The sequence below is a fragment of the Burkholderia sp. CpTa8-5 genome (genome assembly GCF_017815045.1).
In the GTDB taxonomy this organism is placed as follows: domain Bacteria; phylum Pseudomonadota; class Gammaproteobacteria; order Burkholderiales; family Burkholderiaceae; genus Burkholderia; species Burkholderia sola.
Window position 1 is genome coordinate 194017 of the sequence record NZ_JAGIQD010000006.1, and the last position, 25640, is coordinate 219656.

Annotated in this window: 20 protein-coding genes; 16 read left to right on the plus strand and 4 right to left on the minus strand. The window is 67.7% G+C overall.

The features are described 5' to 3' along the window. The first annotated feature begins 1 nt into the window (after position 1). Together J8I35_RS12300 and J8I35_RS12305 are read left to right on the plus strand one after the other, a co-directional pair. Complete coding sequence (locus tag J8I35_RS12300; protein WP_209925578.1) at positions 2 to 430, plus strand: hypothetical protein; 429 nt, start codon at positions 2 to 4, stop codon at positions 428 to 430. Between the two features lie 339 nt (positions 431 to 769). Further along, complete coding sequence (locus J8I35_RS12305) at positions 770 to 2530, plus strand: ShlB/FhaC/HecB family hemolysin secretion/activation protein (protein ID WP_209925580.1); 1761 nt, start codon at positions 770 to 772, stop codon at positions 2528 to 2530. A gap of 175 nt (positions 2531 to 2705) precedes the next feature. Here J8I35_RS12305 and J8I35_RS12310 read toward each other — a convergent pair whose 3' ends face one another. Both J8I35_RS12310 and J8I35_RS12315 read right to left on the minus strand, forming a co-directional pair. Beyond that, on the minus strand, positions 2706 to 3977 hold the full coding sequence (locus J8I35_RS12310) for a M23 family metallopeptidase (protein ID WP_124593137.1): 1272 nt from the start codon (positions 3975 to 3977) through the stop codon (positions 2706 to 2708). Positions 3978 to 4316: 339 nt separating this feature from the next. Next, a complete protein-coding gene (locus J8I35_RS12315; protein WP_124556425.1) occupies positions 4317 to 4964 on the minus strand; it encodes a TetR family transcriptional regulator in 648 nt (215 codons plus the stop codon). 151 nt (positions 4965 to 5115) lie between these two features. On the opposite strand from J8I35_RS12315, the gene J8I35_RS12320 reads away from it, so the two are divergent. Genes J8I35_RS12320 through J8I35_RS12330 form a run of 3 tightly spaced genes read left to right on the plus strand, consistent with a single transcriptional unit; the run spans position 5116 to position 10934 of the window. After that, a complete protein-coding gene (locus J8I35_RS12320) occupies positions 5116 to 6318 on the plus strand; it encodes a MexX/AxyX family multidrug efflux RND transporter periplasmic adaptor subunit (RefSeq protein WP_209925581.1) in 1203 nt (400 codons plus the stop codon). A 15-nt stretch (positions 6319 to 6333) separates the two neighbouring features. Next, on the plus strand, positions 6334 to 9474 hold the full coding sequence (locus J8I35_RS12325) for a multidrug efflux RND transporter permease subunit (RefSeq protein ID WP_176015683.1): 3141 nt from the start codon (positions 6334 to 6336) through the stop codon (positions 9472 to 9474). Next, positions 9474 to 10934, plus strand: a complete 1461-nt coding sequence (locus tag J8I35_RS12330) for an efflux transporter outer membrane subunit (RefSeq protein WP_209925684.1) — start codon at positions 9474 to 9476, stop codon at positions 10932 to 10934. Before J8I35_RS12325 ends, J8I35_RS12330 begins: the two co-directional genes overlap by 1 nt. A 622-nt stretch (positions 10935 to 11556) precedes the next feature. Here J8I35_RS12330 and J8I35_RS12335 read toward each other — a convergent pair. Further along, positions 11557 to 11757: a hypothetical protein gene (locus J8I35_RS12335; protein WP_209925582.1), complete on the minus strand. Its 201-nt coding sequence runs from the start codon at positions 11755 to 11757 to the stop codon at positions 11557 to 11559. Between the two features lie 23 nt (positions 11758 to 11780). On the opposite strand from J8I35_RS12335, the gene J8I35_RS12340 reads away from it, so the two are divergent. From J8I35_RS12340 to J8I35_RS12390, 11 genes are all read left to right on the plus strand, one after another. Then, positions 11781 to 12293: a fimbrial protein gene (locus J8I35_RS12340; RefSeq protein ID WP_050012601.1), complete on the plus strand. Its 513-nt coding sequence runs from the start codon at positions 11781 to 11783 to the stop codon at positions 12291 to 12293. A 122-nt stretch (positions 12294 to 12415) separates the two neighbouring features. Next, positions 12416 to 14869 (plus strand): fimbria/pilus outer membrane usher protein, encoded by a 2454-nt coding sequence (locus J8I35_RS12345; RefSeq protein ID WP_050012602.1) that lies wholly within the window; start codon positions 12416 to 12418, stop codon positions 14867 to 14869. 17 nt (positions 14870 to 14886) lie between these two features. Further along, a complete protein-coding gene (locus J8I35_RS12350) occupies positions 14887 to 15633 on the plus strand; it encodes a molecular chaperone (RefSeq protein ID WP_050012603.1) in 747 nt (248 codons plus the stop codon). Then, complete coding sequence (locus tag J8I35_RS12355) at positions 15630 to 16652, plus strand: fimbrial protein (protein ID WP_209925583.1); 1023 nt, start codon at positions 15630 to 15632, stop codon at positions 16650 to 16652. Before J8I35_RS12350 ends, J8I35_RS12355 begins: the two co-directional genes overlap by 4 nt. Before the next feature lie 240 nt (positions 16653 to 16892). Further along, positions 16893 to 17561 (plus strand): RNA polymerase factor sigma-70, encoded by a 669-nt coding sequence (locus J8I35_RS12360; protein ID WP_050012605.1) that lies wholly within the window; start codon positions 16893 to 16895, stop codon positions 17559 to 17561. A gap of 85 nt (positions 17562 to 17646) precedes the next feature. Then, on the plus strand, positions 17647 to 17889 hold the full coding sequence (locus J8I35_RS12365) for an MbtH family NRPS accessory protein (protein WP_050012606.1): 243 nt from the start codon (positions 17647 to 17649) through the stop codon (positions 17887 to 17889). A 45-nt stretch (positions 17890 to 17934) separates the two neighbouring features. Continuing rightward, positions 17935 to 18942: a TauD/TfdA family dioxygenase gene (locus J8I35_RS12370; RefSeq protein ID WP_089467403.1), complete on the plus strand. Its 1008-nt coding sequence runs from the start codon at positions 17935 to 17937 to the stop codon at positions 18940 to 18942. Continuing rightward, positions 18942 to 19790, plus strand: coding sequence for an ABC transporter ATP-binding protein (locus J8I35_RS12375; protein ID WP_124652828.1), 849 nt, complete (start codon positions 18942 to 18944; stop codon positions 19788 to 19790). Before J8I35_RS12370 ends, J8I35_RS12375 begins: the two co-directional genes overlap by 1 nt. After that, entirely contained in the window at positions 19787 to 21877 is a 2091-nt protein-coding gene (gene fhuB, locus J8I35_RS12380) for a Fe(3+)-hydroxamate ABC transporter permease FhuB (protein WP_124556431.1), read from the plus strand. Before J8I35_RS12375 ends, fhuB begins: the two co-directional genes overlap by 4 nt. Next, on the plus strand, positions 21874 to 22674 hold the full coding sequence (gene fhuF, locus J8I35_RS12385; protein WP_209925584.1) for a siderophore-iron reductase FhuF: 801 nt from the start codon (positions 21874 to 21876) through the stop codon (positions 22672 to 22674). Before fhuB ends, fhuF begins: the two co-directional genes overlap by 4 nt. After that, on the plus strand, positions 22671 to 23696 hold the full coding sequence (locus J8I35_RS12390) for an iron-siderophore ABC transporter substrate-binding protein (RefSeq protein WP_209925585.1): 1026 nt from the start codon (positions 22671 to 22673) through the stop codon (positions 23694 to 23696). Before fhuF ends, J8I35_RS12390 begins: the two co-directional genes overlap by 4 nt. A 173-nt stretch (positions 23697 to 23869) precedes the next feature. On the opposite strand, the gene J8I35_RS12395 is transcribed toward J8I35_RS12390, so the two are convergent. After that, positions 23870 to 25615, minus strand: a complete 1746-nt coding sequence (locus J8I35_RS12395) for a cyclic peptide export ABC transporter (protein ID WP_124556434.1) — start codon at positions 25613 to 25615, stop codon at positions 23870 to 23872. Between the last annotated feature and the right edge of the window lie 25 nt (positions 25616 to 25640).

The following is a 25640-nucleotide window of genomic DNA, read 5'->3' on the forward strand; positions in this document are numbered from 1 at the left end:
CATGGATGTGAAAGATTTGCTAGATTCGCGGAGCCTGAAGCCTGGTGATCGTGTTGAAGTATCCGGCTGGCTGGTTGATACAAGCGATGGCTTGTTCATCTTGGGAGATCATTGGCCTGAAAATTATGAATACCCTTATAGGGTCAAGATCGCCAACGGAAATATCATGTATCCAATTTTGGAACAGGTTCCGAGCTTGGGCGGTGGATGGTCGCTTATATTTTATCGGGCAAAAATAAGTGCCGTTGTGGAATGTTGTTTGCCCTGGATTTTGAGGGCCGAAAACATATGCGTAGAGCCTGACAGGGGAAGCGGCCGGTATGTGGATGTCGATGTCAGGCCGGAAATAGTATCGTCATATGTTAAAAATAATGGCGAATATAAATTCGAAAGGAATAGAAATCCGGTCCGGGACTGGCTGGATGATTGATATTTGTAAATCGATGTATCGACGGATTTAAATTCTTGTTGTGGCGCCCTTGTGGTTGTGCCCGCGAGAGAGTGAGATGTTGCCGTCGGAATGCTCCTCTAGAAAAAGAGGGTCTTGGTTGGCATTGAGCCTGGAAGCGAAACACGACAGCCCACGAGCGTTGGCTGTACCCAGAGGCTTATCAAAGTCGATGTAGCAGTGCGCTAAAGATAGCAGCAGTTTTGCGGCGGAGCTAGCGCCATTGTAGTCGGTGCATTCGAGATGCACGTTTTCGCAGCAGATAAGACGGCGTGCATTCTCAACGATTATGTAGCAGGCTGAATCAGGGGTTAGTTGATAATGAGAATAAGGAATCGGCTGGTGGCTTTGCCATTCACAGCCTTGATGTCGCTCGGGGGGCACGCGCAGCAGGCTCCGACACCTGCAGACCAAGCCGCCGCCGCGCGCGCAAATGCGGAGCAGGATCGACAAGCGCAGCAACAACGCGACGCGCAGCAACGTGACGCGGCCGTGCGCGCGCCTTCGATGCGCTCGGACGTGCCGAAGATCGAAGCCTTTCCGGCGCTTCCCACGGAAACGCCGTGCTTTCGTCTCGATCGCTTCACGCTCGACGTGCCCGCGTCGTTGCCCGACGCAGTGAAAGCACAAGGTGCGTCGGCGCTGCCGATGGATCGCTTCGCGTTTGCGCGCGACTGGCTGAACCACTACGCGGGCCAATGCGTTGGCAAGCAAGGCATTGACGTGCTGGTCAAGGGGCTGTCTCAGGCAATTCTGGCGCGCGGCTACGTCACCACGCGCGTTCTCGTCCCCGAACAAGACCTGTCGACCGGTACGCTGAAACTGTCGCTGATTCCCGGCACGATCCGGCGCATCCGTTTCTCAGATGAAAAGTTGCGCGGCACGTGGAAAACTGCATTCCCGACCGGCGATGGTGAAGTATTGAATCTGCGCGACCTAGAGCAAGGTCTGGAGCAGATGAAACGCGTATCGAGCCAGGACGTCACGATGCAGATCGTTCCGGGCGAACTGCCCGGTGAAAGCGACGTGGTTCTGGACGTGAAGCGCGGCAAGCCGTGGACGGTCGTCGCATCGATCGACAACTCGGGCACGCGTGCTACCGGCAAGCTGCAAGGCAACCTGTCGGTCGGCATCGATAACCCGCTCGGCCTGAACGATACCTTCAACGTCGGCGTGAGCCAAGACCTTGAGTTCGGCGACAAGCGGCTCGGCTCGCACGGCTGGAACGGCTTCTATTCGATTCCGTGGGGTTACTGGACGGCCACGCTGTCCGCTTACACGAACACGTACTACCAGCAGATTGCTGGCGTGAATCAGACATTCGTCGCGAGCGGCAACTCAAAGACGGTCGATTTCAAACTGGCCCGCGTGCTGTCGCGTAGCCAGAACGATGTGTTCGGTGCATACGTTCGCCTGTCGCGTCGTTTCGGCCAAAGCTTTATCGAGGACACCGAGATCTCGCAGCAGCGCCGCAATAACACGATGATCGAGCTCGGCCTGACCGATCGTCACTACTTCGGCGGCGCACAGTTCGACGGCTCACTTGCATATCGTCAAGGTGTCGGTGGATTGGGCGCTCAGGACGATATGTTGGCGGCGGGAGGCGGGCCGACCTATCGCTTCAAGATGGCAGCGCTCGACGCGAACCTGGCGGTGCCCTTTGCGATCGGTAAGCAGCCATTCCGCTATGTCGGCACACTCCACGGCCAGTACACCGGGAACACGCTGTACTACATCGACGACTTGACGATTGGCAGTCGATACACGGTACGCGGCTTCGACGGTGAAACGATGCTCGCGGCGGCACGCGGCTTCTACTGGCGCAACGAACTGCAGGCGCCGATCGGGCAGACGGGGCAGGCAGTTTATGCGGGACTCGACTATGGTCGCGTATGGGGCCCGCAGCCTGTCGCCCTCGTCGGGACGCAATTGGCCGGCGCCGTGATCGGCATAAAGGGCAGCGTGGGCACGCGATTCGGAGCCTATGCGTATGACCTCTTCGCGGGTACGCCTGTCTACAAGCCGTCGGGTTTTCCGACTGCGCGAGTGATGCTTGGTTTTCAGGTGACTGCTCAGTTCTGAATGGACGCGGTCTCGTTTGTCATGAGGGAACCTATCTCGGTCAGCTACGAGGGATAAGTACTACCTCGCGCCCAAACATCGGCTCAAGCCCGTGACCAGCTGACGATGTAGAGAAGAGCGGGGAGCACTTTGACCGTACGCTCTTCTGCAACCACCAGGATCGTGTGCCTCAGAGTTAGCCTCGTTCCGCCGAGTAGTGCGTATCGAAAACCGCCCGCAACGTCGACGGACCGGTCGCAAAATCCCCCCACAGCGGCCCGTCGTTCTGCGCGAACGCGAACGGCGTCTTATTGATCGACGCGAGGCGGAAGCGCCATTGCGCGGCTTCCTGGCGGAATGCGGTGAGCTGCATGTCGGACAGCCCCGTCTGCGCGTTCGCGAGCGTGACGAGCGGATCGACCGGATCGTTCGCGACCCGCACCTCGAAATGCAGGTGCGGGCCGGTGGCCGCGCCCGTCATCCCGACCGAGCCGATGCGCTGGCCCTGCTTCACGGTTTCGCCGACCTTCAGCCCGCGAGCGTACGCGGACAGGTGCGCGTAGTACGTCGAATAGCCATCCGCATGATCGACGATCACATAGCGGCCGTAGCCGCCCGGATCGGTGCCGACGAACGATACGACGCCGTCGGCCGCCGCATCGACCGGCGTGCCGCTCGGCGCGGCGAGATCGACGCCCGTATGGAACGCCATCGCCTGCGACAACGGATGGACGCGCTCGCCGAAGAACGAACTGATGCGCGTCCACTTGACCGGCATCGTGAACGCGGCGGCTTCGAGCGGCGAACCGTCGAGCGTGTAGTACGCACCGTGCTCGGCGCCCGGCGCGCGGAACCAGATCGCGCCGAACGTGCGGCCGGCGACGCGCAGCTCGAGCGCGGTGAGGCGCGGCGTGCCGTCGTTTGTGTCGAACGCGACGCGGTAATAGTCGCCGCGCTGCGCACTCGCGCGCATCGCGACCTTGCCGGTGACGAGGTCGCCGAGCTGGATGCGCACTTCGGGCGGCACGTCGAGACGGTTCAGCGTATCGGACAGCGTGAGCTCGATGTCGCCCGCGCGCATCCCTTGCCGGCGATCGGGCGACGCGAACTGAAACAGGCTCGCGTAGCCGAGCATGTCGTTGCGATGCGCACTGAGTGGCGCGAACAGGCCCGGCTGCAGGCTGCGATCGTTGCGATCGACGTGTTCGTTGCGCTCGCCGATCGTGCGGGCGAGTTCGCTCGTCACGAAATGCTGCGCGGTGGGAAACGGCGTATCGGACAGCACGCGCTGCGGCAGCGCGGCCGTGCCCGAATCGACGGCGCCCGGCAATTGCGACACGGCCGGCAGCGCGGCGGCGAGGCCGAATGCGGCGAGGGCGCCGAGCACGGCCGCCGGCACAAGCGCGCGCACGGCGCGCTGCGCGCGACCGGGCGCGACGGCATCAGGGGTTGCGACAGACTTGACCAAGGTGTCCACATCCAGGAAAGCGGTTCAAAGGGGTGTGGGCGGGGGCCGCCGGCGGCACATCCGTCGAACGGCGACGGGGCGGGCGGCGGGCGTGCAACAAAACAGGCCCCGCCAGGGGCCTGTGTCGTTTCCGTTCGACCCAACCTGCGGGGCGGTGCCCGCTTCGAACGGCGGCGTGCATACCGGGTCGAACCCGGTTATCACGAAGACGCTAAAGAAAGATGACAGCGTCAGTCTACCGATGTTCCGCGAAACGTTAAAAATTTTAAAGAGGGTCGGCTCACTCGTTTCGCACTGCGGTAAATCGGGTTAAATCAGCATTTGTTACGACGATTTCCGTTAGTCCGGCAATTTTTGCGCGCGTCTGCGCAGGGCGCCGGACGTGCGCACGGCATCGAAACCGGCGTCGAGCATTGCCTCGGCGTCGTTCCACAGGTTGCCGCGCAGCCGGTTGGTCCAGATCATCGACGCGAACACGCCTTCGAGCAGCGACACGAGGTAGACGGCGGCCAGATGCACGTCGAGATCGGCGGCCACTTCGCCGGCCGCGATCGCGCGACGCAGCAGCGCCTTCGTGATCCGCAGCATCTGCAGCTCGAGCAGCATGCGGCGCCGCTGCAGCGCGCCGTTTTCCTCGCTCTGCTCGCATTTCGTATAGAGGATCACGAGCACGCGCTGCATCGGGCCCGGCTCGCCGCATTCCTGCAAGTAGTGCGACGCGGCGCGCCGCAGCGTGGCGAGCGGCGGCAGGCCGTCGCCCGCGTCGAACCCCTCGGACGTGCGCGCGAACGCGCGGTCGCACATCGCCAGACACACTTCCATCTTGTTGCGGTAGTGGCCGTAGACGGCACCCCGCGACATCCCGGCGGCCTCGGCGAGGTCCGCCATCGCGGTTTGCGCGACGCCTCTTTCGAGCAGCACGAGCTCGGCGGCGTCGAGGATCCGGTGCTTGATGGCGAGCGATTCTTCCCGGGTCTTGCGGGCCATGTCGTGAAATTCCTTACAGTTCGCTGTCGTTTTATTGAGACAGTGCGTCAGCCGGATGGAAAGCGGATGTATTTAATCAGTCGTGACTGATTATAATCGGCCACCCTGAGCCGCCGCATTGTATCGGCGGCGAACGATCCGAGGTCAGAACATGAATAACAAACGCACCCTGTGGCGCCGCCTGCGGCTGGCGCCGTTCGCGCTCGCGGCGCTGCTGGCCGTGGCCGGATGCGGAAAGGGCGACAAGGACGCCGAGCCGGAGACAGCGAAGCAGGCCACCGTCGTGACGGTGCGCCCGACGGCCGTGCCGATGACGGTCGAACTGCCGGGCCGGCTCGACGCGTACCGGCAGGCGGAAGTCCGCGCGCGAGTCGCGGGCATCGTCACCGCGCGCACCTACGAGGAAGGCCAGGAAGTGAAGCAGGGCGCGGTGCTGTTCCGCATCGATCCCGCGCCGCTGAAGGCCGCGCGCGACGCCGCGCAGGGCGCGCTCGCGAAGGCACAGGCCGCCGCGCTCGCGGCGACCGACAAGCGCCGTCGTTACGACGATCTCGTGCGCGATCGCGCGGTGAGCGAGCGCGACCACACCGAAGCCGTCGCGGCCGATACGCAGGCGAAGGCCGAGGTCGCGTCCGCGAAGGCCGAACTCGCGCGCGCGCAACTGCAGCTCGACTACGCGACCGTCACCGCGCCGATCGCGGGCCGTGCACGGCGCGCGCTCGTGACCGAGGGCGCGCTCGTCGGCCAGGACCAGGCGACGCCGCTCACGACCGTCGAGCAGCTCGATCCGATCTACGTGAACTTCTCGCAGCCGGCCGCCGACGTCGACACATTGCGTCGCGCGGTGAAGAGCGGGCGCGCAACGGGCATCGCGCAGCACGATGTCGCGGTGACGCTGCTGCGCGCCGACGGCACCGCATATCCGCTGAAGGGCAAGCTGCTGTTCAGCGATCTCGCGGTCGACCCGACCACCGACACCGTCGCGATGCGCGCGCTGTTCCCGAATCCGGAGCGCGAACTGCTGCCGGGCGCGTATGTGCGGATCGCGCTCGACACGGCGGTCGACCGGCGCGCGATCCTCGTGCCGCGCGACGCGCTGCTGCGCACGGCCGACCGTACGTCGGTGCGTGTCGTCGGCGCGAACGGCAAGGTCAAGGACGTCGAGGTCACGGCCGACCAGATGAGCGGCCATGACTGGCGCATCACGCGCGGCCTCGCGGGCGGCGAGCGCGTGATCGTCGACGACGTCGCGCAGTTCGCGCCCGATACGGCCGTCCAGCCCGTCGAAAAGGCGCCGCCGTCGAAGGCGGCGCCGGCAGCGGCCGCTTCGCAGGCGGCCGCCCGTCAAACCTGACCGGTTCAAACCAACATGGCACGTTTCTTCATCGATCGCCCCGTCTTCGCATGGGTGATCGCGATCTTCATCATGCTGGGTGGCCTGTTCGCGATTCGCGCGCTGCCCGTCGCGCAGTACCCGGACATCGCGCCGCCCGTCGTCAGCATTTATGCGACGTACCCGGGCGCGTCCGCGCAGGTCGTCGAGGAATCGGTGACCGCGCTGATCGAGCGCGAGATGAACGGCGCGCCGGGGCTGCTGTATACGTCCGCGACGAGCAGCGCCGGCGCGGCGTCGCTGTACCTGACGTTCAAGCAGGGCGTGAACGCCGATCTCGCGGCCGTCGAAGTGCAGAACCGGCTGAAGACGGTCGACGCGCGCCTGCCCGAGCCCGTGCGCCGCGACGGCATCCAGGTCGAGAAGGCCGCCGACAATATCCAGCTCGTCGTGTCGCTGACGTCCGACGACGGCCGGATGACCGACGTGCAGCTCGGCGAATACGCGTCGGCGAACGTCGTGCAGGCGCTGCGCCGCGTCGAGGGCGTCGGCAAGGTGCAGTTCTGGGGCGCCGAATATGCGATGCGGATCTGGCCCGACCCGGTGAAGCTGGCCGGGCACGGGCTCACCGCGTCGGACATCGCGTCGGCCGTGCGCGCGCACAACGCGCGCGTGACGATCGGCGACATCGGCCGCAGCGCGGTGCCGGACAGCGCGCCGATCGCGGCGACCGTGTTCGCGGACGCGCCGCTGAAGACGCCAGCCGATTTCGGCGCGATCGCGCTGCGCGCGCGGGCCGACGGCTCCGCGCTGTTCCTGCGCGACGTCGCGCGCGTCGAATTCGGCGGCAACGACTACAACTATCCGTCGTACGTGAACGGCAAGGTCGCGACCGGGATGGGCATCAAGCTCGCGCCGGGCTCGAACGCGGTGTCCACCGAGAAGCGCGTGCGCGCGACGATGGACGAGCTGTCCCGATACTTCCCGCCGGGCGTGAAATACCAGATTCCGTACGAGACGTCGTCGTTCGTGCGCGTGTCGATGAACAAGGTCGTCACGACGCTGATCGAGGCCGGCGTGCTGGTGTTCCTCGTGATGTTCCTGTTCATGCAGAACCTGCGCGCGACGCTGATCCCGACGCTCGTCGTGCCGGTCGCGCTCGCGGGCACGTTCGGCGTGATGTATGCGGCCGGCTTCTCGATCAACGTGCTGACGATGTTCGGGATGGTGCTCGCGATCGGCATCCTCGTCGACGACGCGATCGTCGTCGTCGAGAACGTCGAGCGGCTGATGGTCGAGGAGGGGCTCGCGCCGTACGACGCGACCGTCAAGGCGATGCAGCAGATCAGCGGCGCGATCGTCGGGATCACCGTGGTGCTGACGTCGGTGTTCGTGCCGATGGCGTTCTTCGGCGGCGCGGTGGGCAACATCTACCGGCAGTTCGCGCTGTCGCTCGCGGTGTCGATCGGCTTCTCGGCCTTCCTCGCGCTGTCGCTGACACCCGCGCTGTGCGCGACGCTGCTCAAGCCGGTGGCCGGCGACCATCACGAGAAGCGCGGCTTCTTCGGCGGGTTCAACCGCTTCGTCGCGCGCGCGACGCAGCGCTATGCGACGCGGGTCGGCACGATGCTGAAGAAGCCGCTGCGCTGGCTCGTCGTGTATGGCGCGCTGACCGCGGCCGCGGTGCTGATGCTCACGCAGTTGCCGACCGCATTCCTGCCGGACGAGGACCAGGGCAACTTCATGGTGATGGTGATCCGCCCGCAAGGCACGCCGCTCGCGGAAACGATGCAGAGCGTGCGCGCGGTCGAGTCGGCGATCCGCCGCGACGAGCCGACCGCCTATACGTATGCGCTCGGCGGCTTCAACCTGTACGGCGAAGGGCCGAACGGCGGGATGATCTTCGTCACGCTGAAGAACTGGAAGGAGCGCAAGGCCGTGCGCGACCACGTGCAGTCGATCGTCGCGCGCATCAACGAGCGCTTCGCGGGCACGCCGAACACGACGGTCTTCGCGATGAACTCGCCGGCGCTGCCCGATCTCGGCTCGTCGAGCGGCTTCGACTTCCGGCTGCAGAACCGCGGCGGGCTCGACTACGCGACGTTCAGCGCCGCGCGCGAGCAACTGCTCGCGGCGGGCGGCAAGGATCGCGCGCTCACCGACCTGATGTTCGCGGGCACGCAGGACGCGCCGCAACTGAAGCTCGACATCGATCGCGCGAAGGCGTCCGCGCTCGGCGTGTCGATGGACGAGATCAACACGACGCTCGCGGTGATGTTCGGCTCCGACTATATCGGCGACTTCATGCACGGCACGCAGGTGCGGCGCGTGATGGTGCAGGCCGACGGGCGGCACCGGCTCGATCCGGACGACGTGAAGAAGCTGCGCGTGCGCAACGCGCGCGGCGAGATGGTGCCGCTCGCGGCGTTCACGACGCTGCACTGGACGATGGGGCCGCCGCAGCTCACGCGCTACAACGGCTATCCGTCGTTCACGATCAACGGCTCGGCCGCGGCCGGCCACAGCAGCGGCGACGCGATGGCCGCGATCGAGCGGATCGCCGCGAAGCTGCCGGCCGGCATCGGCCATGCGTGGTCGGGGCAGTCGTTCGAGGAGCGGCTGTCGGGCGCGCAGGCGCCGATGCTGTTCGCGCTGTCGGTGCTCGTCGTGTTCCTCGCGCTCGCGGCGCTCTACGAGAGCTGGTCGATTCCGTTCGCGGTGATGCTGGTCGTGCCGCTCGGCGTGATCGGCGCGGTGCTCGGCGTGACGCTGCGGATGATGCCGAACGACATCTATTTCAAGGTGGGGCTGATCGCGACGATCGGGCTGTCCGCGAAGAACGCGATCCTGATCGTCGAAGTCGCGAAGGATCTCGTCGCGCAGCGCATGTCGCTCGTCGACGCGGCGCTCGAGGCCGCGCGCCTGCGGCTGCGGCCGATCGTGATGACGTCGCTCGCGTTCGGCGTCGGCGTGCTGCCGCTCGCGTTCGCGTCGGGCGCCGCGTCCGGCGCGCAGACGGCGATCGGCACCGGCGTGCTCGGCGGCGTGATCACGGCGACCGTGCTCGCGGTGTTCCTCGTCCCGCTGTTTTTCGTGATCGTCGGCCGCCTGTTCGACGTCGGCCCGCGCCGGCGCGGCGGTGCGCAGCCGACGACGATGGAGGGTTCGCAACCATGATGTTCGCGCTGAATGCACGCGCCGCGCGGCGGGTGCCGGTCGCGCTGGCCGCCGCGCTCGCGCTCGCCGGGTGCTCGCTCGCGCCGCGTTACGAGCGCCCGGCGGCGCCGGTGCCGGCGTCCTATGCGCCGGTCGACGGCAGTACGGCGCCGGCGGCCCTACCGAGCGCGGCACGGGATGCCGCGCTGCTCGACGACTGGCATGCGTATTTCACCGATCCGGCGCTGCAGGCGTGGATCGACGCGGCGCTCGCGAACAATCGCGACCTGCGGATCGCGGCCGGCCGGCTCGAGGAAGCGCGCGCGCTGTACGGCGTGCAGCGCGCGGACCGGATGCCGTCGGTCGACGCGAATCTCGGCTACGAACGCGCGCGCCAGTACGACCCGGTCGTGCGCGAAAGCGCGATCAGCGGGCTGTATCGTGCGGGCGTCGGCGTCAGCGCATACGAGCTCGATCTGTTCGGCCGGGTGCGCAACCTGTCCGACGCGGCGCTCGCCGAGTATTTCGCGACTGCCGACGCGCAGCGCACGGTCCGTATCGGCGTGATCGCCGAGGTGGCGGGCGCGTACGTTTCCGAACGATCGTTGCACGAGCAACTGGCGCTCGCTGAGCGCACGCTCGAAGCCCGCGAACGGGTGGCCGCGCTCACGCAACGCCGCTATGCCGCCGGCACGAGCGACGCGATCGAGCTGCGTTCGGCCGAGATGCTGGTGGCGTCCGCGCGCGCGTCGCAGGCCGCGCTGCAGCGCGAGCATGCGCAGGCCGTACGGGCGCTGCAACTGCTGGCGGGCGACTTCGCGCGCAACGTGCCCGACGACGCGACCGCGCTCGACACGCTGTCGATCGCGCCCGTGGCGCCGGGCGCGCCGAGCGAACTGCTCGAACGGCGGCCAGACATCCGGCAGGCCGAGGCGCGGCTGAAGGCCGCGAACGCGAACATCGGCGCGGCGCGCGCGGCGTTCTTCCCGCGCGTCGCGCTGACGACCGACTACGGCTCGGTGAGCGACGCGTTATCGAGCCTGTTCGCGGCCGGCACCAGCGTGTGGACGTTCGCGCCGCGCATCACGCTGCCGATCTTCGCGGGCGGTCGCAATCGCGCGAACCTCGACGTCGCGCACGCGCGCAAGGACATCGCGGTCGCCGAATACGAGAAGGCGGTGCAGACCGCGTTTCGCGAAGTGGCCGATGCGTTCGCCGCGCGCGACTGGATCGACCGGCAGCTTGCCGCGCAGCAGGACGTATATGCGGCGGACGGCGCACGGCTGAGGCTCGCGGAGCGCCGCTATGCGGGCGGCGTCGCGACCTATCTCGAGCTGCTCGACGCGCAGCGCAGCACGTACGAGTCGGGGCAGGAGCTGATCCGGCTCAGGCAGCTCAGGCTCGCGAACGCGATCGCGCTGTATCGCGCGCTCGGCGGCGGCTGGGCGCCGGCAACGGCGGAGGCCGCGGCTTCCGCGTGACGTGCGACGCGTCGCCTGACGCGGCAGCGTGTCGGGCGACATGACGGCGGCCGTACGATTCAACGTGCGGCCGCTGCTTCGACAGCGCGTGATGCCCGTCGTTTCGCCGCGCGGCATCGGCGCTTCCTGGCGCTGTTCCGCGCCTCCTTTTCATCTCCCGGCAGGGCAGAGCGGTTGCTTCCCTGCCACCCGCATCCGGCGACCGGTCGTGCCGCTCCCCGGCGCAAACGTGTGCCGCGTTCTTTCCTTTTTCATCTCGTCCAATCCGGCAAGCGAGCCGCGTTCCAGCGGCCGCGCATGCATGCGATTCAAGATCGGCAATTGACGAATGGATTAATCAACATATCGGAATTAATGGTGGCGGCAAAGTGTCGCGGTAAAACGTTTGTATTCTTGCGCAATCGTTTGCGTGATAAATCCATATTGATGGAATGCCATCGTTAATTTCCTGTCAGTTGAAAATGATTCGATATTGGCGTTGTAATCGGACAACGATGGCGGTGTTGGACAATGTTTTGTCCTTTGAGTGGCGGTCCTGCTCAAGCCGGCGCCAGTAAGGAAGTGCGCGGCGTCGATGATTATCGGCAAGAAATTCCCTTAATCTTCAATCGGTTCCGGAAAATCAAAAAGGACTGCGGATAAAAAATCCGGGATTGAAAATGGAAGGGAAATAATGAGGTTTTAGAGGGGTAAATCGAACATTGTCAGATGCATTTGACAATGATTTACAGACATCTTTCGTGGTTATCTCGATAATGCCGCCTCGTGTCGGACGGGAGCCACCACGCGCTGTCGTTTGTGTCCGCCACGTCGTCCATTCCATTTGCACTCCTTACGGGAAACCTCATGAAAAAATCCATCCTGAGCGCTGTCGCACTCGCAGCCCTGTCCACCTCGGCCTTCGCAGCGGGCACCGGCACGATCAACTTCACGGGCGAGATCGTCGCGGGCGCATGCGGCATCGACTCGGGCTCGGTCAACCAGACCGTGAACCTCGGCAAGGTGCCGACCAACGTGTTCAAGCAAGCCGGCGACAAGTCCACGCCGACCAACTTCGACATCAAGCTGACCGATTGCGACACCAGCGTCGCGAAGAACGCGTACTTCACGTTCACGGGCACGTCGAGCGCGGGCCAGCCGAAGCTGCTCGCCACGATCGGTTCGGCAACCAACGTCGGCATCCGCCTGCAGGCCGCGTCGGGCGAATACCTCGACAACGGCGCCGAGCAGAAGGCGCCGACGTTGCTGCAGAACGGCACGAACATCGCGCGCTTCGCGGCGATGTACGAAGCGACGGCAGCCGGCGTGACGCCGGGTACCGCCGACGGCGTCGCGAACTTCACGGTCCGCTACCAGTAAGCATCCGTACCGGAGGAGGGATGCGTGCATCCCTTCCTCCTTCGTCCTTCCTCTCGTTTTCCTTCTCCTCGGACTCCCGGTAGCACCGCGTGCGAATCAGACATTCCTTCCTTTGCGTCTCCGTGCTGGTCGTCGGCAGCCAGAGCCAGGCGACGGAATTCAATTCGTCGTTCCTCGACATCGACGGAACGCGCAACGTCGACCTGTCGCAGTTCTCGCAGGCCGACTTCACGCTGCCCGGCGAGTACATGCTCGACGTGCAGGTCAACGACCTGTACCTCGGATTGCAGCCGATCGAATTCGTGGCGGTCGATGCGACGGGCGCGGGCAAGCCGTGCCTGCGGCCGGAGCTCGTCGCGCGGTTCGGCCTGAAGCCGTCGCTGGTCAAGGACCTGCCGCGCTTCCGGGGCGGTAGCTGCGTCGACCTGGCCGCGATCGAAGGGGCGACCGTGCGTTACCTGAAAAGCGACGGGCGGCTCAAGATCACGATTCCGCAGGCGGCGCTCGAATTCACCGATTCGACCTACCTGCCGCCGGAGCACTGGTCCGAAGGGATTCCCGGCGCGATGCTCGACTATCGCGTGATCGCGAACACGAACCGCAACTTCGGTGCGGGCGGCGGGCAGACGAATGCGATCCAGGCGTACGGGACGGTCGGCGCGAACTGGGATGCGTGGCGTTTTCGCGGCGACTACCAGGCGCAATCGAACGTGGGTAACACCGCGTACGCGGATCGCACGTTCCGCTTCAGCCGGCTTTATGCGTTTCGCGCGCTGCCGTCGATCCAGTCGACGGTGACGTTCGGCGACGACTACCTGACCTCCGACATTTTCGACACGTTCGCGCTGACGGGCGCGTCGATCCGCAGCGACGACCGCATGCTGCCGCCGTCGCTGCGCGGCTATGCGCCGCTGATCTCGGGCGTCGCGCGCACCAACGCGACCGTGACCGTGTCGCAGGCCGGCCGCGTGCTGTACGTGACGCGCGTGTCGCCGGGCGCATTTGCGCTGCAGAACATCAACACGAGCGTGCAGGGCACGCTCGACGTCGCGGTCGAGGAAGAGGACGGCAGCGTGCAGCGCTTCCAGGTGACGACGGCCGCCGTGCCGTTCCTCGCGCGCACCGGCCAGTTGCGCTACAAGGCCGCGGTCGGCAAGCCGCGGCTGTTCGGCGGCGCCGGCATCACGCCGTTCTTCGGCTTCGGCGAAATCGCGTACGGCCTGCCGTTCGACGTCACCGCGTATGGCGGCTTCATCGCCGCGTCCGGCTATACGTCGATCGCGCTCGGCGTCGGCCGCGATTTCGGCGCGTTCGGCGCGGTGTCGGCCGACGTCACGCATGCGCGGGCGCGCTTGTGGTGGAACGGCGCGACACGCAACGGCAACTCGTATCGGATCAACTATTCGAAGCACTTCGACGGGCTCGATGCGGACGTGCGCTTCTTCGGCTACCGCTTCTCCGAGCGCGAGTACACCAGCTTCGCGCAGTTCTCCGGCGACCCGACCGCGTACGGCCTCGCCAACAGCAAGCAGCGCTATTCGGCGACGCTGTCGAAGCGCTTCGGCGACACGTCGACCTATTTCTCGTACGACCAGACGACCTACTGGGCGCGCGCGTCCGAGCAGCGCGTCGGCCTGACGCTCACGCGTGCATTCTCGATCGGCACGCTGCGCAACCTGAACGTCAGCGTGTCGGCATTCCGCACGCAAAGCGCCGGCGCCAGCGGCAACCAGTTCTCGGTCACCGCGACGCTGCCGATCGGCGGCCGCCACACCGTCACGTCGAACCTGACGACGGGCAACGGCAGCACCAGCGTGAACGCGGGCTACATCTACGACGATCCGGCCGGCCGCACCTATCAGGTCAATGCGGGCGAGACCGACGGCCGCGCGTCGGCGAACGCGAGCTTCCGGCAGCGCACGTCGGCGTACCAGCTCACCGCGCAGGCATCGACGCTCGCCAATGCGTATGCGGCCGCGTCGCTCGAAGTCGACGGCTCGTTCGTCGCGACGCAGTACGGCGTGTCCGCGCACGCGAACGGCAACGCGGGCGATACGCGGCTGCTGGTGTCGACCGACGGCGTGCCCGACGTGCCGCTGTCCGGCACGCTCACGCACACCGATTCGCGCGGCTATGCGGTCCTCGACGGCATCTCGCCTTACAACGTGTACGACGCGACCGTGAACGTCGAGAAGCTGCCGCTCGAAGTGCAGGTGACGAACCCGATCCAGCGCATGGTGCTGACCGACGGCGCGATCGGCTTCGTGAAGTTCTCCGCCGCGCGCGGCAGCAACCTGTACCTGACGCTGACCGACGCGGCCGGCCACGCGCTGCCGTTCGGCGCGTCGGTGCAGGACGCGGCGAACGGCAAGGAGCTCGGCATCGTCGGCGAGGGCGGCGCGGCGTTCCTGACCCAGGTTCAGCCGAAATCCGCGCTGGCGGTGCGGGCGGGCGAACGCACGCTGTGCACGATCGACGCGCTGCCGAATCAGCTCCAACTCGAAGGCACGCCGATTCCGGTGACGTGCCGGACACCGGGCGAGTCGCATGCGGCGGCCGCGCGGGTCGAACGATGATTTTCATGGATCCAGCGATGAAGAACGCTTTCTCCCTTTCTTTCCCGCGGCGCGCGCTGTGCGCGTTCGCGACCGTCGGCGCGATGCTGGCTGGCGCCGCGCAGGCGGCGATCGTGCCCGATCGCACGCGCGTGATCTTCAACGAGGGCGAGCAGGCCGCGATCGTGACGATCACCAACAAGAGCGCGACATATCCGTATCTCGTGCAGTCGTGGCTCGAGGACGCGAAGGGCAACAAGACCACATCGCCGCTGATGGTCGTGCCGCCGCTGCAGCGCATCGAGGCGAACGAGCGCAACGTGCTGCGGATCGCGAAGCTGCCGGGCACCGAGTTGCCGGCCGATCGCGAAACGGTGTTCTACTTGAACATCCGCGAAGTGCCGCCGAAGACCGATACGCCGAACACGCTGCAGATCGCGCTGCATACGCAGATGAAGCTGTTCTACCGGCCGAAGGCCGTGCAGCCCGCGCGCGACGAGGACTGGACGCTGCCGATGACGCTGCGGGTGGAGGCGGCCGCGCACAAGCTCGTGTTCGACAACCCGACGCCGTACCACGTGACGGTGGTCGACGTGAGCGCGGGCGCGCAGAAGACGCCGGTGCCGATCGAGCCGGTGATGGTGAGCCCGATGAGCACGGCCGACGTGCCGTTCAAGGCCGCGACGCCGGCGACGCTGTTCGTCACGCATATCGACGATTACGGCGGCCAGGTGGCGGTCGAGTATGCGTGCGACGCCGGTGTGTGCAAGAGCGTGAAGCAATGAGCGCGGGCATGCGTCATCGGGCGGCGCCGGCGGCATGGCTGCGCTGGGTCGTCCTCGCGCTGCTGATCGCGGCCGTGCAGCCGGCGTGGGCGCTGCGCTGCCTGACGAACAGCGGCGCGACGTCGTTGACCGAGCCGATCGGCGGCGTGGCGTCGTATCCGACCGACGCGCCGGACGGCTACGTGATCTGGGTGTCGCCGGTGCGCACGACGTCGGGGTATTGCTACAAGGACCTGGGGGACGCCGGCAGCCTGAAGGTCGTCGACAACATCTACTTCTACGCGAATCCGAATCGTACGGACCCTGCCGCATGGGGACTCGAGATCGGCATCCGCTACAAGGGCGTCGATTATTTCGACAAGACCAGCAATCGCGGCGGCGGGGTGTTTACCGGGTATTCGGTGCCGCCGTGCACCCGGTACGACTTCGACCGCGGGCGTTGCCAGCGCACGAACATCAGCATCGACTACCAGGTCGTCGTGCGCAAGAAGGGCAACTGGATCCAGCCGCCGAGCGATATCTACACGGTGTTCCAGTTCGACGGCGAGTTCGGGCTGAATGCGTTCGGCACGAGCTTCCAGTACCGGCTGAGCGGCCTGCGCAACCTCAAGCCGACACCGTGCTTCGTCGACGTCCTCGTGACGCCCGAACCGGGCATCGTCAATTTCGGGCAGGTGCAGGCGGCGGGTAACGGCTTCATGCCGGCGGTGCCCCGCAAGCGGTTCTCGTTGTCGCTGACCAAGAAATGCAACGTCGCGGTGCGGGTGGACGGGTATTTCGAAACGAGTTTTCCGGTCCAGAACGGTTTGCTGGTGCCGGCGCAGGACAGCAATTTCGGGATCGGCATCGAGGATAGCCAGGGCAAGACCATTCCGTTCAACCAGCAGTTCACGCTGGCTCAGTTCGCGTCCAACGTAATGAATCAGAGCGTGCTGATGGACGCGGTGCTGAAGTCGTTCGGGCCGCCGAAGATCGGGCGGTTCGATGCGACGGCGACGATCCGGTTGTTCATCTACTGACGGCGGTGGGCGCGGCCGCGTCGTGAATCTCGGCCGTTTCGGTCACCGGGCAACTTCCTTCGGCCCGGAAAGCTTGCCGTGCTTCGTAGACCCGTCGCGTTCGTCCTGTCCGCCGAAGCAGGCATTCCGGCAATTGTTCAGACAAATCCCACTAACCCAAAGGGTTATCTCGTAATCGGATTGAGAATGATTTGCGTTTACGTTAAATTCCCTTATCTCGGAATTTGACGGAGCAGATCGATGGCGATGGCGGAAGTGCTCGACCGACCGGTAGCGGCAGCGGCAAACCCGTTCCTCGGCAGTTATCCGGACCTGCCGCCGCGCGCCGCGCCGCGTGCGCGCCGGGCGTCCGAGCCGCGTGCGCAGGGCGCGCTGCTCGATGTGCTGATCTCGCATCGCGCGATGCTCGTCAACGTCGCGCGCGGCTTCGTCGGCTGCGCGAGCCGCGCGGAGGACGTCGTGCACGACGTGTTCGTGAAACTCGTCGAGTTCCCCAATCAGGACGCGGTGCGCCAGCCGGTCGCGTACGTGACGCGGATGGTGCGCAACGCATCGATCGACGCGTGCCGCCGGCAAAGTCTCGAAAACGTCTATCACACCGAAGAGGACGACGGCTACGACGTGCCGTCGCCCGAGCCGACGCCGGAAGCCGCGTTGATGACGCGCGATACGCTGCGGCGCGTGTGCGCCGCGCTCGACGACCTGCCGGCGCGCAGCCGGGCGGCATTCGAGATGGTGCGGCTGCGCGAGGAGACGCTGCAGACCGCGGCGCGCGCGCTGAACGTGTCGCAGACGCTCGTGCATTTCATGGTGCGCGACGCGGAGCGCCACTGCGCGGAATGCCTCGACGCATGCCATCGCGGCGTCGCCTGCCCGGTGTTCCTGGGCGGCCGCGCACGGCGGCGGTAAAAAAACGCGCCGGCCAACCGTCTATCAGACAGGAGCGGCCGAATCCGCCGCTTCGCTTCCTTCAACCGCCCAGCGATTTCCGATCATGACGCAAGCCCCGACGCCTTCCGCCGACACCGACGATCTCGTCTATACGGTCGTCATCAACGACGAAGAACAGTATTCGATCTGGCCGACGTTCCGGCCCGTGCCCGCCGGCTGGCGCGAGATCGGCGTGAGCGGCCCGAAGGCCGACTGTCTCGCGCACATCGAAACCGTCTGGACCGACATGCGCCCCGCGAGCCTGCGCCGCGCGATGGACGGCGAGCGCGCGACGCGCGCGTCGTGACCCATTGCGCCGCACGTGCGGCGCGTCACCTGAAGAGGACGTTGCATGACCCTGCTTTCGTTGCCGACGCTCGACGACCTGCGTATCGAGCCGGGACTGCCCACCGTCGTGTCGCCGCGCGGCAACGACGGGATGTCGATCGACGACGTCGCGCCGCTCGCGCGCGAGATCGCGGCCGACACGCTCGAACGGGCGGGCGGCGTGCTGTTCACGGGCTTTCGCGTGCCGTCGATCGACACGTTCCAGCAATTCGCGGCCTCGTTCGGCGATCCGCTGATCGGCTATGAATACGCGTCGACGCCGCGCAGCCAGGTCGAAGGCGCGGTCTACACGTCGACCGAATACCCGCCGCACCGCGCGATTCCGCTGCACAACGAGCAGTCGTACACGCGCGAATGGCCGCTGCGGATCTGGTTCCACTGCGCGCTCGCCGCGCCGAAGGGCGGGGCGACGCCGATCGCGGACAGCCGCGCCGTTTACCGCGCGCTCGATCCGGCGCTCGTCGCGCGCTTCGAGAAGCGCGAGCTGCTGTACGTGCGCAATTTCGGGCAGGGGCTCGATCTGCCGTGGCAGCAGTCGTTCGGCACCGACGAGCCGGCCGAGGTCGAGCGGATGTGCGCGGCGCGCGGCATCGAGTGCGCGTGGCGCACCGACGACGACGGCGAACTGCTGCTGCGCACGCGCGAGCGTTGCCAGGCCGTCGCGCGCCATCCGCGCACGGGGGACCGCGTATGGTTCAACCAGGCGAACCTGTTTCACCTGTCGGCGCTCGACGACGACATGCAGGAAGCGCTCGTCGACGCGGTCGGGCTCGAGAACGTGCCGCGCAACGTGTATTACGGCGACGGCGAACCGCTCGAGGCCGACGCGCTCGCGCAGATCCGCGGCGTGCTCGACCAGCAGCGCATCGTGTTCCCGTGGCGCACCGGCGACGTGCTGATGCTCGACAACATGCTGACCGCGCATGCGCGCGACCCGTTCGAGGGGCCGCGCAAGGTCGTCGTCGCGATGGCGCAGAGTTACACGGTCCCGCGCGACCGAACGGAGGATTGATGACGCGTCGTACCGCCGCGCTTGCCGCGCGCGGGCTGTCGGTGGGATATCGCGACCATGTCGTGATCGACGGGCTGGACCTGTCGATCGCGGCCGGCCGCGTCACCGCGCTGTGCGGACCGAACGGCTGCGGCAAGAGCACGCTGCTGCGCACGCTCGCGGGCCTGCAGCCCGCGCGTGCCGGCCACGTTGAAGTCAACGGCAAGCCGCTCGCATCGTTTCGCCGTCGCGCGCTCGCGCGCGAGCTGACGATGCTCGCGCAGTTCAACCAGATTCCGTCGGGCCTCACGGTGCGCGAACTCGTCGCGTACGGGCGCTATGCGTACGGCGGCTTCCTGCGCGGCCTGTCGCGCGCCGATCATGCGGCGATCGACGAGGCGCTCGACACGAGCGGCCTTGCGAACGATGCGGAGCGCGACGTCGGCGCGCTGTCGGGCGGCGAACGCCAGCGCGCGTGGATCGCGATGGCGCTCGCGCAGCAGGCGCCGATCGTGCTGCTCGACGAACCGACGACGTATCTCGACATTCATCACCAGCTCGACATCCTCGATGCGCTGCGTGCGCTGAACCGCGCGCGCGGGCTGACGATCGTCTGGGTGTTGCACGACCTGAACCAGGCGGCCGCGTACAGCGACGAGATCGTGCTGATGCGCGCGGGCCGTCTCGTCGCGCAGGGCACGCCCGACGCGATGCTCGAGCCCGCGCGGCTGCGCGCGGCGTTCGGCGTCGAGATGCTGAAGCTCGCGCATCCGCAGACGGGCGCGCCGATGTGCGTGCCGGCCTACGGGCCGTCGACCGACGGCGCGCCGCAGGCGGCCGGCGTCTTCGACCGGGATCTCGCCGTATGACGACGTTCGCGATGCGCAAGCGCCTCGCGGCGACGGGCAAGAGCGCGGCGAAGGGCCGGGCCGGCGCGATCGCGTTCGGTCTCGTCGCGCTGATCGCGCTGCTCGCGGCGCTGCGGATCGCCCCCGATCTGCGCGTGTGGTGGGACGCGGCGCCCGGCAGCGATGCCGCGTCGCTCGCGCACGTATTCCTGTTCGACCTCAATCTGCCGCGCGTCGCGGCCGCGCTCGTCGCGGGCGGCTGCCTCGGCATCGCCGGCGCACTGTTCCAGTCGCTCACGCGCAATCCGCTCGCGTCGCCCGACCTGCTCGGCGTGACGGGTGGCGCCCAGCTCGGCCTGCTCGCGGCGATGCTGGTGCCGGCGCTGGCGGGCGTCGCGTCGGTGCCGCTGCTGTTCGTGTGCGGGCTCGCGGCCGCCGCGTGCGCGATCGTCGCGGCGGGCGGCTGGCGCGCGACGCCGTTGCGGCTCGTGCTCGCGGGCAGCGTGTGCATGCTGCTGTTCGCCGCGCTGTCGACGCTCGTGCTCGCGTTCTTCGAGCAGAACATCGCGGGCGCCGCGCTGTGGACCAACGGCAGCCTGTACCAGCCGGGCGCGGCGGGCCTCGCGCTCGCCGCGCGCTGGCTCGTGGTGCCGCTGGTCGCGCTGCCGTTCGTGATCCGGCCGCTGAATCCGCTCACGCTCGGCGACGATGCGGCGGCCGCGGCCGGCGTGCGCGTCGATGCGACGCGGCTTGCCGCGACGATCGTCGCGGTCGCGTTCACGAGCGTGGCGGTCAGCATCGCGGGCCCGCTGTCGTACGTCGGCCTCGTCGCGCCGAACCTGCTGCGCCAGGTGCGCGGCGCGCGCGCGGCGCGGCTCGGCGTGCTGGTGCCGCTGTCGGCGCTCGCCGGCGGCGCGCTCGTGCTCGTCACCGACAGCGCGGTGCTCGCATCGGGCCTCGACGCGACGCTGTCGACCGGCGTCGCGATCGCGCTGGTCGGCACGCCGCTGATGCTCGCGATGATCCGGCGCGGCGCCGCGTGGTCGGGCGTGCTGCACGCGGATGCCGAACGTGCGGCGGGCGGCGGCTCGACGCGGCTCGTCGGCTGGCTCGAACGGCTCGGCTGGCCGTTGCGCACCGTGCTGTTCGTCGTGGCGGGCTTGCTCGTGGTTTTTGTCGGCGTGTCGGCCGGCCCCGAATGGCTGTCGCCCGCGCGCTGGTCGGCCGCGCTGTCCGGTCACGATGCGCTCGCGCGGATGCTGATCGACCTGCGCCTGCCGCGCCTGCTGTGCGCGCTGCTCGCCGGCGCGTTGCTGGCGGTCAGCGGCGTCGCGATGCAGAGCGTCGTGCGCAATCCGCTCGCGGGCCCGGAAGTGCTCGGCGTCACGCAGGGCGCGGGGCTCGTCACGCTGTTCGCATTGTCGACGTGGCCGCTGATGGGCCACGTGACGCTGGCCGCCGCCGCGCTGATCGGCGGCGGGCTGTCGCTCGCGATCACGCTCGCGCTGAATCACCGGCATCGCTACGCGCCGCTCGCGGTCGCGCTGACCGGCATCGTGATCGGCGCGCTGTGGACCACGCTCGCGCAATGGCTGATCACGCAGGAAAGCGTGCAGCCCGCGCGCTTCGTCGTATGGCTCGTCGGCGGTACGTACGGCCGCAGCTGGGGCGAGGTGTCGATGCTGCTGCCGTGGTGCGTGCTCGCGGTGCCGGTGTTCGCGTGGCTCGCGAAACCGCTCGACATGCTCGCGCTCGGCGACGATCAGGCGGCCGCGCTCGGCCTGCCGGTGGCCGCGCTGCGGCCGCTCGCGCTGACGATCGCGACGCTCGCCGCGTGCGCGGCCGTCGCGGCGGTCGGGCCGGTCGGTTTCATCGGGCTGATGGCGCCGCACGTCGCGACGATGCTCGGCGCGCGCCGACATCGCACGCGGCTGTGGCTCGCGGCGGCGTGCGGCGCACTGATCCTCGGCGTCGCGGATCTCGCGGCGCGCACCGTCGTCGCGCCGCGCGAAGTGCCGGCCGGCGTGCTGACCGCGCTGATCGGCGCGCCGTACCTGCTCGGGCTGCTGATTCTCGAGGGGCGCCGCGCCCGGCGCGCCGGGCGATGACGCCGGCGCTCGACGGCGCGCGCGCCACGCGCTTTTCGGCGTTCGCGCCGGAACCGTTCGCCGAGCACCTCGACGCCGTGTGGCTCGGCATGCCCGACGATGGGCACGCGCCGGGCCGCATCGTCGTGCCAGTCAGCGCGTTGCCCGCGCACCGCGACGCCGTGCTCGCCGCGATGGTCGACCATTACGGCGGCGATCCGGCGCAGCATGCGCGTGCGCTGATGTCGCAATGGAGCAAATACTATTTCGGCCGCGCGGCGCCGGCCGGCGTCGTTGCCGCGCTGACGCTCCGCCGGCCGCTCGACATGACGCCCGAGCGCACGTTCGTCGCGCTCGACGACGGGATGCCGGCCGCACTGTATTTCGCGAGCGATGCGCTCGGCGCGCCGTGCGACGAACCGGAGCCGCGCTATGCGGGGCTCATCGCGCATCTCGGCGCGGTGATCGACCTGCTCGCCGCGATGGGCCGCGTCACGCCGCGCGTGCTGTGGAGCAACGCGGGCAATCTGCTCGACTATCTACTCGATACGTACCGTTCGCTGCCGTGCGCGGCGGATCCCGTCCGCGATGCGGACTGGCTGTTCGGCTCGACCTGCGTGCGCGGCGAATGGAATCCGCTGCGCCAGCCCGTGCGCGATGCCGTGCCGCGCTCGCCGCTGCTGCCGACGCCGTTTCGCGCGCGCCGCGTGTGCTGCCTGCGCTACGAAATTCCTGGAGAAACGCAACTGTGTGGAAGCTGCCCGCTGCTACTGACGATGGACGACGCGGCGCTGGCCGAGCAGGACGCGATCCGGTGACGCACGCCGGCCGCCGGTATGTGCTTGGGACGCTCGCGGCCGCGCTCGGCGCCGCGTGGTGCGGCGCGTTTTCCGCATCGGCCGCCGCAGCTTCCGTGGCCGGGAGCGCCGGCGGTACGCAAGGCGCCGTGTCGCTGGCCGGCAATCCCGTCGTGTCGCAGGCCAGCGCGAAGATGCCCATGCGGCCGCAGCGCGTGGTCGCGCTCGACTTCATGTTCGCGGAAAGCGTGATCGCGCTCGACCTCGTGCCGGTCGGGATGGCCGATACCGCGTTCTATCCGGGTTGGCTCGGTTATCGGAGCGAGCAGCTCGCGCACGTGACCGACATCGGCTCGCGGCAGGAGCCGGGGCTCGAGGCGATCGCGGCGGTCAAGCCGGACCTGATCATCGGCGTCGGGTTCCGGCATGCACCGATCTTCGACGCGCTCGACCGGATCGCGCCGACGATCCTGTTCCAGTTCAGCCCGAACGTGTCCGAAGGCGGCGTGCCCGTCACGCAGCTCGACTGGATGCGGCAGATCTTCCGGACGATCGGCGCGGTGACGGGGCGCGACGCGCGCGCGCAGGCGGTCGAAGCGCAACTCGACGCCGGCATCGCGCGCAATGCGGCGCGGCTCGCGGCCGCGGGCCGCCACGGCGAGCGCGTCGCGCTGCTGCAGGATCTCGGCTTGCCCGATCGTTACTGGGCCTATACCGGCAACAGCACGTCGGCCGGCCTCGCGCGGGCGCTCGGGCTCGATCCGTGGCCGAAGAAGCCGACGCGGGAAGGCACGCTGTACGTGACGTCGGCCGACCTGCTGCGGCAGCGCGACCTGGCCGTGATGTTCGTGACCGCATCGGGTATGGATGTGCCGCTTTCCGCGAAACTCGATTCGCCGGTGTGGCGCTTCGTGCCCGCGATGAAGGAACACCGGATCGCGCTGATCGAGCGCAACATCTGGGGGTTCGGCGGGCCGATGTCGGCGCTGAAGCTGGCCGACGTGATGACCGATACGATGCTGAAGCTGCCGGCCGTGCGTTGAGCGTGCGGACGAGGCCGCGTTGACGGGCAGGGCGTGGCGACCGACTTGACGACGCGGGGCTTCCGCCTGTCCTTTCGCTACACGTCAGCCACATTCCCCGCTGAAACGACCATCGCCGACACACTGCCCATGCAGCGTGTCGGCGATTTTTTCGATCGACTGTCGGTGTCGTGTTACGCGCTCAGCGCATCGACGCCATCCTGCGCGCGCAGGCGCGCCGGCTGCGTGTCGCTGACGATGCGCCCGTTGTCGAGCTTCAGCAGACGGTCGGCGAGATCGAAGTAGCGGTCGTCGTGCGTGATCACGATCACGGCCTTGCCGCGCGCGCGCAGCTCGGGCAGCAATTGTTCGTAGAACACGGCCTTGAACGACGGATCCTGGTCGGCCGCCCATTCGTCGAACAGGTAGAACGGGCGATCTTCCAGGTACGCGACGACGAGCGCGAGCCGCTTGCGCTGCCCGGTCGACAACGCGCGCGTCGAGAATGCGCCGTCGACCACCTTCACCTTGTGGTCGAGCGCGAGTTTCGCGACGAGCGCGTTCGCCCGCGCATCGGCCTGCGCACGCGACGGATCGTCGGGGTCGACGATGCCGAGCAGCGCATCGAACAGATGGAAATCGTTGAACACTGCGCTGAAGCGCTGCCGGTAGGCCGCGCGTTCGCGCCAGCCGATCGTGCGGCCGTCGACCTCGATCGTGCCTTCCTCGGGCTCGTACAACCCCGTCAACACCTTCGCGAGCGTCGTCTTGCCGCTGCCGTTGCCGCCGACGATGAACACGAGTTCGCCCGGCTTGATCGTCAGGTCGATCGGCCCGATGCTGAACATCCGTTCGTCGCGCTCGTGGAAATACGCATGCGTGACGCCGCGCAGCGTGACCGCGCCGGCCGGCGGCACGTCGGGCGCATCGGCCGCGGGCGGCACCGTGCGCAGCGCGCCGAACTCGGCCATCACGCCTTCGATCCGCGTGAGCGACACGCGCGCCGCGTTGACGGTCGGCAGGTTGTTCAGCAGGCCGTCGAGCGGCACGAGCATGAACAGGAACACGACGACGTAGCCGGCGGCCGCGGCCGGATCGGCATGCACGCCGAGCTGCGGCCAGAACGACGCGATACCGAGGAACACGTAGAACAGGAAGATGATCCAGCCGACGCCGACCGCATACGCGCTGAACGCGCGGCGTCGATGGTCGCGCACTTCGCCGATCGCGGCGCCGAGCTGGCCGTCGACGAACTGGCGGGCGCGCGCGTCGTGCAGCTTCAGCTCCTTCGCGCCGGAGAACAGCGAGCCGAGATAGCCGAACAGGCGGTCCTGCGCCTGGCCGGCCGCTTCGAGCGCCGCGATCGCGCGGCGGTCGCCGGTGTGATAGCCGAGCGAGCCGGCGACGATCGCGGCCAGCGCCAGCACGCACACGGGCCAGGACAGCCACGCGAGATAGCCGAGGCAGCCGAACACGATCGAGCCGTGCATGACCAGGTTCGGCAGCGCGAAGAACAGCATCGACACGTTGGTCGCGTCGTCGGTCAGCACCGACTGCACGGGCGCCGCGCCGATCCGCTCGATGTCGCGCAGTTCGGCCGCGCCGACGCGCCGCGCCAGATGCACGCGCAGCCGCGCCATCGTGTCCTGCGACAGGCGGGCGAACAGCGTGCCCGACACGATCCGCGTGACGAGCGCGATCACCGCGCACAGCGCGAAGCGCCACGCGAGCGCGGCGTCGGCGGCGCCCGGTTGCGACAGCGCGCGGTTCAGCGTCGCGACGAGCAGCACGCTCGCGACGCCGTTCAGCACGCACGCGGTGAGCGCCAGCGTGAGCGACACGCGGCTTTCGCGCAGCAGCGCAAGGATCAGGCGCGCCGCGGGGCGGCCGGGGGAAGCGTCGAGGGACGGCGGGGAAGAAGGCTCGTGGGCGGCTGTCATCGGCAACGTCGGTAAAGGGGAAGGC